The sequence below is a fragment of the Brevibacillus gelatini genome, assembly GCF_003710935.1.
Taxonomy (GTDB): Bacteria; Bacillota; Bacilli; order Brevibacillales; family Brevibacillaceae; genus Brevibacillus; species Brevibacillus gelatini.
The window spans coordinates 108,703-122,311 of record NZ_RHHS01000015.1 but is presented as its reverse complement, the minus strand read 5'-3'; the positions used below and the strand labels follow the sequence as shown (position 1 = coordinate 122,311).

General features: G+C 53.1%; 8 protein-coding genes. 1 reads left to right on the top strand and 7 read right to left on the bottom strand.

Translation table 11 applies throughout. The features are described 5' to 3' along the window. Positions 1-49: 49 nt before the first annotated feature. Positions 50-3,316, bottom strand: coding sequence for a non-ribosomal peptide synthetase (locus tag EDM57_RS05725; RefSeq protein WP_122903813.1), 3,267 nt, complete (start codon positions 3,314-3,316; stop codon positions 50-52). Between the two features lie 875 nt (positions 3,317-4,191). On the opposite strand from EDM57_RS05725, the gene EDM57_RS05720 reads away from it, so the two are divergent. Then, entirely contained in the window at positions 4,192-4,884 is a 693-nt protein-coding gene (locus tag EDM57_RS05720) for a 4'-phosphopantetheinyl transferase family protein (protein ID WP_170163399.1), read from the top strand. A 106-nt stretch (positions 4,885-4,990) separates the two neighbouring features. Here EDM57_RS05720 and EDM57_RS05715 read toward each other — a convergent pair whose 3' ends face one another. From EDM57_RS05715 to EDM57_RS05690, 6 genes are all read right to left on the bottom strand, one after another. Beyond that, on the bottom strand, positions 4,991-5,575 hold the full coding sequence (locus EDM57_RS05715) for a GNAT family N-acetyltransferase (RefSeq protein WP_122903811.1): 585 nt from the start codon (positions 5,573-5,575) through the stop codon (positions 4,991-4,993). 87 nt (positions 5,576-5,662) lie between these two features. Further along, the gene (locus EDM57_RS05710) at positions 5,663-8,077 is read right to left on the bottom strand and encodes an excinuclease ABC subunit UvrA (RefSeq protein WP_122903810.1); all 2,415 of its coding nucleotides are present in this window, start codon (positions 8,075-8,077) and stop codon (positions 5,663-5,665) included. Positions 8,078-8,190: 113 nt separating this feature from the next. Further along, positions 8,191-9,003 carry a transglutaminase domain-containing protein gene (locus tag EDM57_RS05705; RefSeq protein WP_122903809.1) on the bottom strand — a complete coding sequence of 271 codons (813 nt, stop codon included), beginning with the start codon at positions 9,001-9,003 and terminating at the stop codon, positions 8,191-8,193. 279 nt (positions 9,004-9,282) lie between these two features. Further along, entirely contained in the window at positions 9,283-10,701 is a 1,419-nt protein-coding gene (locus tag EDM57_RS05700; protein ID WP_122903808.1) for an FMN-binding glutamate synthase family protein, read from the bottom strand. Between the two features lie 134 nt (positions 10,702-10,835). Then, complete coding sequence (lpdA, locus tag EDM57_RS05695; RefSeq protein ID WP_122903807.1) at positions 10,836-12,263, bottom strand: dihydrolipoyl dehydrogenase; 1,428 nt, start codon at positions 12,261-12,263, stop codon at positions 10,836-10,838. Beyond that, positions 12,264-13,592: a dihydrolipoamide acetyltransferase family protein gene (locus EDM57_RS05690; protein ID WP_122903806.1), complete on the bottom strand. Its 1,329-nt coding sequence runs from the start codon at positions 13,590-13,592 to the stop codon at positions 12,264-12,266. It lies immediately after the preceding gene. Positions 13,593-13,609 lie beyond the last annotated feature (17 nt).

Genomic DNA, 13,609 nt, shown 5'->3' with positions numbered 1-13,609 from the left:
AATGGGAATGGAAAGCGCGCTGACCCGGCAAAAGTCGGCAACAGCTGCTTTACGTCAGTGTATTTGCCAGTATTTCGAAGATATCGTCCATTTCCTCCATCTCAAGGCCTTTGACGCTAAAATCGCTGGGAGTCCGTTCTACTTCTTTTTTTCCAGCGCAATGCGTGATAATCTGTTGCAACTGCGTTTGATAGCTTTGGCTCAACTGCTGGATGGACTCTTCTTTGAACTGCTCCGCGCTGTAGGAGAATGTGAAGACAAGCTCTCCGTCTTCGATCAATCCCGTTATATTCAAAGCGGTGTACACTTCCGATTCAGGACTGAGATTGTTCTTGCCATCTGCGCCAAGTGTGTTGCCGCCACTGTACGACGAACGGGTAAACAGTTCCGTTTTCAAGTCGGCATCAAACTGCCCCAGGTAATTGAACGTCACTTCCGGCTGCACGCTGAAGGTCAAGGAACCGCGTTTTCCGGGAAGAGTCAGATGCTTTAGGATGTCGTAACCGATGCCTTTATTCGGGATCTTCCGCAACTCTTCTTTTGTGCGTTTGATATAGTCGGACAAAGGCGCCGTCTGTCTCAAATCGAGCAAGACTGGATACTGGGACGTAAACCATCCGACTGTTCTTGCCACGTTCGCCTGCTCGATGATCTCTTCGCGCCCGTGTCCTTCCAGATTGATGGCGAGCTGCTCTAGCTTGCGCCACTCGGCAAAAGCCAGGCCAAGCGCCGCCAGCAGCAAATCGTTGATTTCCGTTTGATAGGCTTGATTGGCCTGCTTCAGCAACTGCTCCGTCTCTTGCGCCCCCAGCCGTATCCGCATGTGCCGCACAGACTTTTGTGTGCAGCCCGCCGTTTCATAGTCTTTGGGCAGGGATACGTTTGCCGCTTTGGATTCGAGGCTCTCCCAATACGGAATCTCGCCAAGCAAATCGTCCTGGTTCGCGTATTCACTCAACCATTCTGACCACTTTTTGAAAGAATCCGTTTTTTCCGGCAGACGAATCTCTTGCCCGGCAATTGCCTGCCCATAGGCGGTAGACAGGTCCTCAAACAAAATCCGCCAGGAAATTCCGTCCATGACCAGATGATGAATGACCAAAAACAAATGATCGCCTTGCAGCGTATGGAACAACGCGACTTTCACCAGCGGCCCTTCCTGCAAATTCATGCTGCTGTGCAAACGCTGCGTTTCGGCTTCGATTGTCTGCTCGACATCTACTTGCGCTGTCAGATCATAGAAGAAAAAGTCGTATAAGTTGCCACCCAAACCGCGGTTGTGTTGCAGCACATTCCCGTTCTCGTGCGAATAGACCATGCGAAGCGCGTCGTGGTGCTCCACGATTTTGTCCATGGCACGCTGAAGGGCGGCGCGGTCGAATCCTTCCGGACGGTAGAGCATATACGATTGGTTCCAATGCTCCATATTCGTGAAGTTTTTCTCAAAAAACCATTTTTGAATGGGCGTAAGCGGCACGTTCCCCTCGATGATGCCCTGATCGCTTTTTCTGGTGGTATGTTTCACATAGGGAGCGACCTGCTCGATTGTCGGGTAATTCAGCAAATCTTTCGTCTCTAGCTTGCGTTGATAGGCATGCAGACGCGCGACGACCTGGATCGCCTGGATCGAATCGCCACCGAGTGCATAAAAATTGTCGCGAATCCCGATCCTCTCGATTCCCAAAACATCCTGCCAGATCGCTGCGAGAATCGACTCTGTCTCGTTTCTCGGCGGAACGTAGGAATCGCCGTTTGCGTTCGCCGAAAAATCGGGCTCCGGCAAAGCTTTGCGGTCGATCTTGTCATTGGGCGTAAGCGGCATTTTGTCCAACTTGACGAAATAGGAAGGCAGCATGTAGGCCGGAAGCTTTTGGGCTGCGTAGTCTCTGAGCTGTGCAGGATTTACTTCGCAGCTAGAAATATAATAGGCGCACAGGTACTGCCCGCCCTGGTTGTCTTCTCTGGCCATGACGACAGCCTCTTTGACCTGGTCATGTGACAACAAAACGGACTCGATTTCGCCAAGCTCAATCCGATGGCCTCTGATTTTCACCTGATGGTCGATTCTGCCGAGAAACTCGATGGTTCCATCCGGCAACCATTTCGCCAGATCACCTGTCCGGTACATTTTTTCACCGGGCACAAACGGATTATCAACAAATTTTTCTGCGGTCAAATCAGGGCGATTCCAATAGCCTCTTGCCAGGCCGACCCCGCCTATGCACAGTTCGCCTTCGCTGCCGGGCGGCAACAGCTGCAAATCTTCATCGACAATGTAAACGTGTGTATTTTGAATCGGCTTGCCAATCGGAACCGTCTGCACGGGGAGCTGATCGGACGGCGCTTCCCAGATCGTCGCGCAAATGCTCGTTTCCGTGGGGCCGTATGCGTTTATGTACCGGAGTTTGTTTTTCCATTTGTTTACCAAAGGAGCAGAGGCAGCGGAACCTGCCGTTATCATGATGCGCAGGGAAGTAATGCGTTCAGGAGTAAGATGTGTCAAATAGGTCGGCGGCAACGTGATGATCGACAATTCATTTTCACTCAAATAGTTTTCAAACGTAACGAAATCATGAATCGTTTGCCGGGAAAGAATGTAAAGGCTCGCGCCGTTTAGCAACGCCATGAACATTTCCCAGACGGAGGCGTCAAACGACATGCTGGCAAAAAGGCCGATCCGGTCTTGCTCCGTGACGCCAAACGCGTTTTTGAAAAACGATTGCAAGTTGGCGATGCCTTTATGCTCCAGCATGGTGCCTTTCGGTTTGCCCGTCGTCCCCGAGGTGTAAATGACATAGGCAAGATCCGTGGGCTTGCTTGGGCGGTTCAGATTGGTATCTTCGTAAGCGTCCATGTTTTGTTCGTCAACGGCAACCACGAGCCCGCTGTAGCCGACGTCGTGAACGAGCTGGCTGACGCTTTTTTGGGTGAGCACGATTTTGGTTTGACTGTCCTGCAAAATGTACTGGATGCGATCGCGGGGATATTCGATGTCGATGGGCACATACGCCCCGCCTGCTTTGAGAACGGCCAAAATCGCGACGATGTTCTCGATGGATTTTTCCATCATCACACCGATGATGCTGTCTGTTTGCACGCCTTTTTCCAGCAAGACTCTCGCCAACTGATTGGCTTTTCGGTTCAGTTCCCGGTAAGTGAGCCTTTTGTTTTCATAGACAAGAGCAACATGGTCCGAAAAAGCCTCTGCCTGCTCCTCGAACAATTGATGAATCGTCTTATCCTGTGCAAAAGGAACCTGCGGACGGTGCTTCATTTCCCACTCGATGTCGATAAGATTGGCCTGATTTGCTAACATGTGTCCCCTCCGATAACGAAATTGCTATTGCTCATCATGAAGTGTGTCAAAACCGTGGCCAACAAGTGACAGCTGCGTCAATGTGCTGGGCAGTTAGAATGAGGATCGAATAAAGACGAATTTTCTTGGGTGCAGAACATACCTTGCGCTGAGAAAGGGCCGAATGTAATGAATAAATAGGATGATAATACCTCTACTGTAATAATAAACCATTTCACAAAACAATTGGATGACTCCATTCCCAGATCATCATTCTCCTTCATTTGGGGAAATTTAACAATCAGGAAAATTTCCTGTTTATGGGAGATGATTTTGGGAAAAAAGTCACGTTACCAATCATGATTCGACAAGGAAACACAGGCGCTGCAGCGCGGATCGGTCTGCTTGCCGTTTGCCAAAAGTTCGTTTGACCTGTGTGCGCCCCTTCTCCCTCACCCTTTGGGAAAACGCCAGCGACAGCAATTGACAGGCTAAAAGCACTAGGTTGTTGACGTTGAAGATCATTATAGCAGAGAAAAATTGGAAATTGGTAAAAAAATAGGGACATTTTGTTAAAAAATTCGGGGTGGCTCTTTACAGCCTCTTTACGGACAAGGCTTTTTTCCAAAATAAAGGGGATCGCCGTTCGTTGGCAAACGCACCATTTTCACAGCGAAACGGTTTGTTGTTAAAATTTTTCAAACAGAGAATTTTGCTATGTTCACCAGGCAATTCATGATTTATACTGGATAAACAGGTAATTTTTTACTATACATACTGATGTCTGGAACTGAATGGATTGCGCCGGGTGTGCCGTCAGCCGATGCCCGCGCATGGACAAGATCGCTTGCGCCAGTCTACGCAAAGCTTGTCGACTACGAGAATGGAGGTTCAACATGGTGCATATTTACGCGGTCTCGATCACCGATTTTCCTGAGGAAACCGTTCCCCGCCTGTTGTCTATTGTGACCGCCGAAAAGAAACAGCGGCTTTTGGCATTCTATCACCGTGACGATCTCGTCCGCGGCCTGTTGGCCGATCTGTTGATTCGGAAAATCGCCGCAGAAAGGTTCGCGGTTCCTGCAAAAAGCATCCTGTTTGGCACGAATGCCTATGGCAAACCGTCGCTGCTTGACCCGTGCAGTCGTTTGCACTTCAATCTTTCCCACGCAGGCAGCTGGGTGGTCTGCATCACCGCCGAGCATCCTGTCGGCATTGATATTGAAAAAAAACAGGCGATAGATTTGCAAATTGCCAGCCAGTTTTTCGCGAAAGAGGAATGCGCGTTTATCGAGGAAGAAGCGGATAGCAAGCGACGACTGGAACGCTTTTTCCATGTCTGGACAGCCAAGGAAAGCTATATCAAAGCAATCGGCAAGGGGCTGTTCCTCCCGCTGGACAGCTTCTCCACTGTCAAAGAGGGAAGTGTCGAGGGGTGGCGCGAATATGAACAAGGGGATTGGTTTTTCAAGACGTACGCGCTGGATGACGATTACGCACTAACGGCTTGTGCCCAAACAGAGTCGTTCGGCGAAAAGGTGGACGTCGTACCGCTGGATTCCTTGATTGCGTATTTTCACAGCAATTGATTGGGCATAAAGGACAAGAAAAAGGTTTCATCCCCTGCTTGCTTCCGGGATGAAACCTTTTTGTTCAGCTGTTTCCAGCGGGACGTCTGGCTGTTGGACAAGGCGGTTATCTCATCAGCTTTTGATAGTCTTCCTGCAACAGACCGTAAATCTCCAGATCGACAATTCCTTTGCCTGTCCAGAGCGCGGCCTGTCGGAGCGTTCCTTCCATCATAAAGCCATTTTTGCGCAATACTTGCTTGGACGCTTCATTTGACGGCATGACTTCTGCCTGAATCCTGTTGAGCTTGACTTCTTCCATCAAGAAGCGGACGACCATATTGACCGCCTTGGAAGCAATTCCTTTTCCCCAGTGGGCTTCGGCCAAAAAGTAGCCGATGGTTGCCATGTTCACCCGTTGATGAAAATCGAAGGCTTCGATGATGCCGACTAATGTGTCGCTCTCGTGCTTGTGAGCGGGAAAAATGCCCCACTTTACTCTCGATTTTTTCAGGTAATCCCGTTTGAAATGTCCGATCATCTTCAAGACCGTATCCTTCTTCTGTCTGGGAATGATGCCGCAATACGTAAAAACGTTTTCGTTGCTGTAAATTTCATACAAATCATGCAGGTGACACTCTTCGATCTCCCGCAGGATCAATTCGTCCGATTTCAATACCGGAAACTCCTGAAACAGAGCGCTGCTATTCATTTTCCCGTTCCTTTCCTGTGCGAGTTTGCTTTTCCAGTTGGGGCAGCTACTCGCGCTATGACAAATTTTCCAGACAAGCACTGTCGTTTACGGCAAAAATGGTCCGGTCAGCGAGCAGGCCTGTTGCTTGATCTCTTCCGGCGTTCCTTTGGCGATGACCTCGCCGCCTTTGTCGCCTGCGCCTGGCCCAAGCTCAATCAAATAGTCGCAATAGGCGAGCACATACGGGTCGTGTTCAATGAGCAGGACGGAATGCCCGCTTGCGATCAGCTTGCCGAGTAATATCAGCAATTTTTCGGTGTCATAGTAGCTGAGCCCGACAGTCGGCTCATCCAATATGTACAGATAGCTCCCTTTTGTGTTTTTCCCCAGCTCGCGGGCCAGTTTCAGCCGCTGGGCTTCTCCGCCGCTCAATGTCGTAAGGCTTTGTCCGAGAAGGATGTAGCCCATGCCCAACTCTTCGATCGTGCCCAGCAGCTTGCTGATTTTGCCGTGATCGCGGAAAAATTCACACGCTTCCGTGACCGACATCTCCAGAACATCGGAGATCGTGCGCTCCTTGTAGCGAACCTGCAGGACCTCCCGCTTGAATCGCTTGCCTTGGCAGGAAGGGCACGGGTCGTAAAAGGTCTGCTGGCCCAGCCATCTTTTGATGTGTCCGTTTCCGTTGCAAGCCGGGCACGAGCCTGTCGAGTTGAAAGAAAAAGAGCTGCGCGTAAACTGCAGGGCAATGGCCTCTTCCTGCATGGAAAAAATGTACCGGATATGGTCCCATACGCCCAAAAATGTGGCGACGCACGAGTTTTCATGGCGTCGGGCCAGCTTTTGCGTGACGACGACACAGCCGTCAATGTTTTCTGCGCCTTCCAGCCTGGCATCGGCTTGTGTATAGGCAGAATCGCCTTCGCGCTCTTCTTCCTCTTCGACAAGCGGCCTTTGCTTGCCCGCTTTGGCCTTGAACGATGACTGGAGCTTGGGAATAAGCGTATCGATTACCAGCGAGCTTTTGCCGCTGCCAGACAGCCCGCAGATCCCGACGATGGCCCCAAGCGGAAGATCGACGTCGATATTTTTCAAATGATGGGTTCGCGCGTTTCGGAGCGACAGCTTGGGAAAAGACGCACCCATCCTGCTTGCGTATTTTTTTGGCGGGTGTTTTTTCTCGCGCAAATACCGGGCCGTGATCGACTCGCGGGATGTAAGAAAGTCGGCGTAGCTCCCCTGGTAGACGATGGAACCGCCGAACTGCCCAGCCAATGGGCCAAAGTCCATGATGGTATCGGCATGCCGAATGACGCTTTCATCATGCTCCACGACAATCACCGTATTCCCTTGCTGCTTGAGCCGATGGAAGCTTTCGATGATTTTTTCTTTTTCCTGTTCGTGCAATCCGGCCGTCGGCTCGTCGAATATGTAGATGATTGAATCTACCTTTGCCGACAAATGCGACATGATGTGCAGCCGCTGCGTCTCCCCTCCGCTCAGCGTCGGGATTTCGCGATACAGGTTCAAATAGGACAACCCTACTGTTTCAAGGCAGTCCAGCTTGCGCAAAATCTCGGCGAGCAAATGGGCGACAAACGGGGTGTGCGGCCGCGCTGTCTGGTAATGGCGGAGAAACGCCGCCAATTCGCTTACATTCATCTGGCAAAGCTGGCCGATATGCTTGTCGCCGATTGTGATCGAAAGCGCTTCCGGACCGAGACGAAACCCTTGACATCGCGCGCACAGCCGCGTCGTCAAGAGATCGGGGAATTGCTGTACATTCAGCTTTTTCAGCTTTTCCTCAATGACGACATGGACACCGTAAAAAATCAGGTGGCCTTTGCTCTGCGTCCGCCTGGGCCGATAATTCAGAAACGCTTCCCTGGCTTCCTCTGGCAATGCGGCAAAAGGCGTTTCCGTGCTCACCTGAAAGTGTTTTACAAAATTATCCAGACGCTTGTGCACGTACTCTTTTTCCTCATTTTTCGCGTGCGGGAATTGGTAGGCGAACTGATGCCAGTGTTCAATCGTTTCACTGGGCGGCGGCAAAATTTTTGCAACGTTCACTTCGACCACACTTCCCCTGCCCCCGCAAGCAGGGCACGAACCATGTGGAGAGTTGAACATGAACAGCCCCGGTACATACTCGTCCGGTTGATGCTGGCTTTCCCCTGCCCGCTGTCCCTCCTGGGCGTAAATGATCGCCAGCAGGTTCAGGATGCGGGTGACGGAGCCGACGACCGAGCGTGGATTCAGATTGCTGACGGTGCGCTGCTGTACGGCAATCGTCGGACTCAGGCCCAAAATCATGTCAAACGAGTCGTAATGCTGGACATCGTGCGCAATCCCCAGCGCCTCCAAATAGATCCGCTGTCCCTCCTGATGCAAGGTATCGAAAATAAAGCTCGACTTCCCCGAGCCGCTGACTCCCGTGACCACAATAAACTGATGCTTGGGAACTTTCGTTGTAATGTTTTTCAGATTGTGAAGCTTGGCATTGTAGACTTCAATGTGCACCCGTTCTCCATTCCTTCCCGCTGATCGGTGTTCGCTGCTCCTTGACGTACTGGTCCATCTTCGTACGACCGCTTCGCGTTTTATCGTACAACTGCTCGATCCTTTTCACTGTTCTATCCTTTGAATTGCAGGAAGTCATGCTCCGAAAACAGCGCTTGCAGTTGCGCGTAATGTTCATCCGGGTCCTGCAAATAAATGGCGATCTCATCGAGTAGTTGCCATTCTTCTACGTCCAGCTCGTCCATCGCCTTTTGGCAAAGCGGCGGAAAGTCCCGGTAGCCCAGTTCGTTACCGAGAACGGCATTCAGGTCAAAGCACAAGTTGTTGCGGATATAGGGCATGCCCCACGATTTTTTGACGCCGAACAACTGCGGGTTGATCTCGTTGTCGCGAGCCATCAGCCATGCATCCCCTGCCATCAGGAACGCATCGCCCTGAACATCTACTATCTCCCGATCAGGATCGACCCTGATCCACCGCTTTCCGGCTTCTTCCCACACTTCGCAAATCCAGTGATCGATATATTTCCGGCCGTTCTCGGACAAATAGCTGGCAAAGCCGACCCGGCTGCGCACCGGAATGCCCTGGGAACGCAGCATGGAGATCAGCAGCAGCGAATGGAAGCGGCAGGAAAGAAGCAGCCGCTCGCTTGGCAGACGGTCGTAGGTGAGGCCGTCCGCGTTGCGTTCGACCAGCGCCTCCAGCATGTCGGTGATCCTGTAAAAGGTCTCGTCCTCATTTCGCGTATAGTCGGTCAGCAAATGCCTCCCTTTTTTTATCATCGCAGGGTGGATTAGCTGGCACTTGATTAATCGACACAGCTCCGGCAAGTTTTGGGGTAACTCTTGAAAGAGATAGCCGTATTCACCGGGATCGGTGTTGGGAGTATACGTTGAATAGAATTGCAGCCGTTCGGCTTTCGTCACTTTCAGAGTTCCTCCTTCTTGCTCCCCACTCATTTCTGGTTGCGGGACAGCTATTTTTCATTGGACATAAGAAGCAATTGTCCACGATGATGAAAGGATACGGGATCATGTAATCCGGCCAAGCGCTCACCATCCGCGCCTCTCTTTCCTATTTCCAATTCGATATGCACCATTTTTTACCTGCTAAATTCGGTAGGTAATTGCCCGATGTCCTTCCAGTCTCAACGTTTTTTCACAGACCTCGACATCAGCTTCGCTTCTCGATTCGGCTTTTTGCCCTCATGACTGACGTTGCGGATTGTGCGGGGTGTAAGCAAGCGGGATGTTTGTTACCTTGCTGGTCATGCTGTCTGTGGCGATCAAATCGGCGACGCCGACCTGGCGAATGGATGTCTTTCCCAAGGCGAGCGTAGCGATCCGCATTTCATGGACGAACGCGCGAAAAAAATGCTCCAAACACTTGGCTGCCTCCTGCTCGTCAAACTCTTTTGTGAAGCGTCCGTTATAAAACAGGATTTGGGTGGGCGGCTCCCACGGAATGGCCTTCGTCACCTGATCGTGCGCCATCGCCCAGAGCATGGCTGTACCCAGATAGACGCCATCCGCGCCCAGTGCCAACGCTTTCAGGCAATGGCCTGGCGTATAGTACCCGCCTCCGCTCAGCAGCGTTATTTTTTCCTTGACTCCGCGCTTTTGCAAGTAGCGCACCGCTCGTGACACGGCATAGATCGTCGGCAAACCGAAGTCATCCTGCAGGATTGGTGCGCTGCCCTTGTAACCGCCTTGTCCCCCGTCCAGACTGATAAAATCGACGCCAGCCATGATCGCCACTTCCAGATCGGCTTCCAGCTTCGCGCTGGCGCACATCTTGACGCCAATCGGTACGCTCTCTGTCAACTCGCGGAGCTGGTCGACGAGCTTGCGCAGATCGTCCGGCTGCTGGACTTCCTTATGCCTGGCCGGGATGACGATGTACTCCTGGTCTGGCACATTCATGACTTGGCTGGCCTTGCCGCAAAGCTCCTGATGCGGGATAAACGTCGCAGTACCGGCGGTTGCGCCTTGTCCCATCCGGATTTCGATTGCATCGGCTTGCTTGAGAATCTCCGGGCTTTTTGTCCATGCTGCGGAATGATATTGATAGATCAAATATTTTGCGTTCTCTCTTTCTTCACGCAAGAAGCCGCCTTCCCCCGTATTCGTGGCGGTGCCGACCGCAGCCGTCCCTTTGGCAATGGCGATCTTGGCTTTTTCCGTCACCCCCACGCCAAAACCGATCGCGCCAGCCAACAGCGGAATTTCCAGGGTCAACGGTTTTTTTGCCATCGGACCGATGGTGAGGCGCATCTCAACCTTCGCGCTTTCCGGTGCAGGAAGCACAGCCAATTGGGCGGGGGAAAACAGCAGGCTGTCGTAATCCAAAAATTTTCGCGGGCTGCCGAACGGCCTGTCAATTGCGATGCCCTCCGCAGAGCGCAAGCTGTTTTCCAGCACCTTTTGCGGAGAGACGCGCGTCAGTGCCGAGACGATTTCCCCTATGTTTTCCGGATAGCGGTCGTTCATCACGATTTTGACGAAGTGGCCGACCGCCCAGCGCACGAATCCGCGCGAAAAGCAAAACGCTATGGTCGCAAGCAACACGATTGCCAGAAATGTCCCGATACTCGCTCCGATCCAGATCGTCACCCAGTCTCCCACCGTTCCCTCTCCTTTGTTGCAGCCGAACGTGCCATTTCCCAGTTAGTTTGCTTTCATGCTGGAAAAGATATACTTTCGGACAGACAAGAAAAAACCCCCTTTCGCGTTCCAGTCGCGAGCAAGGAGGTTTACGCTTATTTTTTATTGACGATGTGGATGGCGTGTCCAAGTGCGGCTTCCGCTGCTTCCAGCCACACCTCGCTCAAGGTCGGGTGCGGGTGGATGGTAAGAGCCAAATCTTCGACTCTGGCCGCAAGCTCCAGAGCCAGTACGCCTTCGCCGATGAGGTTCGGCGCATCTGCACCGACTACGTGCATGCCAAGCAGGAGGTGGGTTTCCTCTTCGACGATCACTTCTGCAAAGCCTTCCCGTTCGTCGATGGCAAGTGCCTTGCCGTTTGCCCGGTACGGGAACGACGACGCCATGACCCGATAACCCTGTGCTTCCGCTTCTTCCCGCGTCAGGCCGACACCAGCTATCGGCGGATCGGTAAAAATGACGTACGGCACATACGGCGAGTCCACGCTGCTTGGCAAGCCCGCGATGACTTCGGCGGCCACGATGCCCTGCTTCGCTGCGCGATGCGCCAGTGCAGGTCCGGGCGTGACATCCCCGATGGCAAAAATGTGCGGCTGGTTGGTACGGCACGCGGCATCGACAGGAATATAGCCTTTTTCATCGATCACAACGCCTGCCTGCCCCAGACCGATGTCGCCCGTGTTCGGCACGCGGCCAATCGTCACCAATGCTTTGTCAACAGTGATCTGTTCGCGTCCGTGCGGCTCGGAGAAGACGGTCAGTTCCACCTGGTCAGCGTTGTGCGAGATTTCCTCTACTTTTGTCGCCGTTTTTATAGTCATCCCCAGCTTTTTCGCCTGCTTGCGCACTTCCTGCGTCAAGTGTGGAGCCGTCTGCGGCAGGATGCCTGGAGCTGCTTCCACGACAGTCACACTCGTTCCCAGTTTGGCAAACGCCATGCCCAGCTCCATCCCAATATAACCGCCGCCGATGATCGCAAGCGACTTCGGCAGCTCGTGCAGGTTCAGCACGTCCGTGGAATCCAGAATACGCTCGTGGTCCGGCGCCAAAGCTTTCGGCGCAAAAGGGCGGGAGCCAGTGGCAATGATCGCCTGGCGGAACTTGTACGTTTCAAAATCGCCGCCCGTCTCGACACCGATCCGGTCGGCGGACAGAAACGTGGCAGAGCCTTTGACCACTGTCACGCCGTTTGCCTTGCAAAGCTGCTCCACCCCCTGGCTCAATTGCGTAACGACGGATGTTTTCCACGCCTGCCAGTCCGGCATGTGAAACGCCGCGCTCCCCTCCGGCAGCCTGATCCCCAGCTTGCCAAGGCCAGCCAGCTTCTCGTACTCGCCTGCGGCATGAATCAACGCTTTGGAGGGGATGCAGCCCCGGTTGAGACACACGCCGCCCAGCGCCTCTTTTTCCACGAGGACGACCGATTGGCCCAACTGTCCAAGGCGAATGGCTGCTGCATATCCGCCGGGGCCGCCTCCGATGACGACAACATCTGTTTCGATTGCGATTTCTCCGACTACCATTTAGACCATCTCCGCGAACAATAGATTCGGATCTTCGAGCAGCTCCTTGATCCGGTTGGTAAAGCGCACTGCCGTCACGCCGTCGATCAGGCGGTGGTCAAAGGACAGCGATATGTTCATCATTTGCCGGATGACGCCTTCGTCTTCGCGCACGACCCAGCGCTTTTCCATTTTGTGCAGGGCCAAAATCGCAACCTCCGGATGGTTGATGATGGGTGTCGCTTGCAGGCCGCCGATCGGTCCGACATTGCTGATCGTAAACGTCCCGCCAGTAATCTGATCGAGTGTCAGCTTGCCTTCGCGCGCAAGCTCCGACAACTGCTTGATCTCTGCTGCCAGTTGAAAAATCGATTTGCGGTCGGCATCCTTGATGACGGGCACAATCAGCCCGTCCGGCGTATCGGTTGCGATCCCGATATGATAGAAGCGCTTCAGCAAAATTTCGTTGGTGGCATCGTCGATGGAAGCGTTCATGACCGGATATTCCTTTAAGGCGATGACCAGCGCCTTGATGAAAAACGGCAAAAACGTCAGCTTGACCTGCTTCTTCTCGGCATGCGGCTTCAACTGTTCCCGCAGGGCCACAAGCTGATCCATTTCGATTTCGTCGACGGAGGTAACATGCGGGATGATCGTTACGGATTTGACCATGTGCTCCGCGATTTTTTTGCGGATGCCTTTCAGCGGCAGACGCTCGATCAGCTGATCGCCCCCGCTTACTGGCATGGACGATGCTTGCTTTTGCCCTGGCTTTTCCGGTTCTGCCGTCTTGCGTTCGGCTGCTGACGTTACGGGACCCGCAGGCTCGGTCACGGGAGCCGCAGCAAAAGCCGTCGCTGATACTTCTTGCAGCGCACGCTTTTGTCCACCACTGGCAAACTTGTGCAAATCTTCTTCCGTGACGCGTCCGGCTGGCCCCGTGCCGCTTACCTGTTCAATGTCGATTTTCATTTCCCGCGCCAACTGCCGCACATACGGCGTCGCCAAGGCCCGGCGCGCCCCGTGCCGAGTCGGTACCGCAGTGGTCGATTGCTTTTCCGGCACAGGTGCAGGTGTAAAAGCCGGCTTTGCTTCCGCACCCTCTCCGCTTGCTTCCCCTGTGTCGATCACCAAAAGTACCGTGCCCACCTCGACCGTGTCGCCCTCGGCAATGCGGATTTCCTGGACGACCCCGGTTACCGGAGCTGACAGCTCTGCGTTGACTTTGTCAGTCTGGACCTCAATGACAGGCTGGTCCTGGACGACTCTTTCGCCAGGGCGAACCAGCACTTTGAGGATTTCCCCTTCATGCATGCCTTCTCCCACATCGGGGAGTTTGAACTCCACCATGTTCCTCGCTCCTTTGC

Coding starts and splice junctions, on each gene's coding strand:
- EDM57_RS05725 (WP_122903813.1), bottom strand. CDS start 3,316: ATGTTAGCAAATCAGGCCAATCTTATCGACATCGAGTGGGAAATGAAG.
- EDM57_RS05690 (WP_122903806.1), bottom strand. CDS start 13,592: ATGGTGGAGTTCAAACTCCCCGATGTGGGAGAAGGCATGCATGAAGGG.
- EDM57_RS05720 (WP_170163399.1), top strand. CDS start 4,192: ATGGTGCATATTTACGCGGTCTCGATCACCGATTTTCCTGAGGAAACC.
- EDM57_RS05715 (WP_122903811.1), bottom strand. CDS start 5,575: ATGAATAGCAGCGCTCTGTTTCAGGAGTTTCCGGTATTGAAATCGGAC.
- lpdA (WP_122903807.1), bottom strand. CDS start 12,263: ATGGTAGTCGGAGAAATCGCAATCGAAACAGATGTTGTCGTCATCGGA.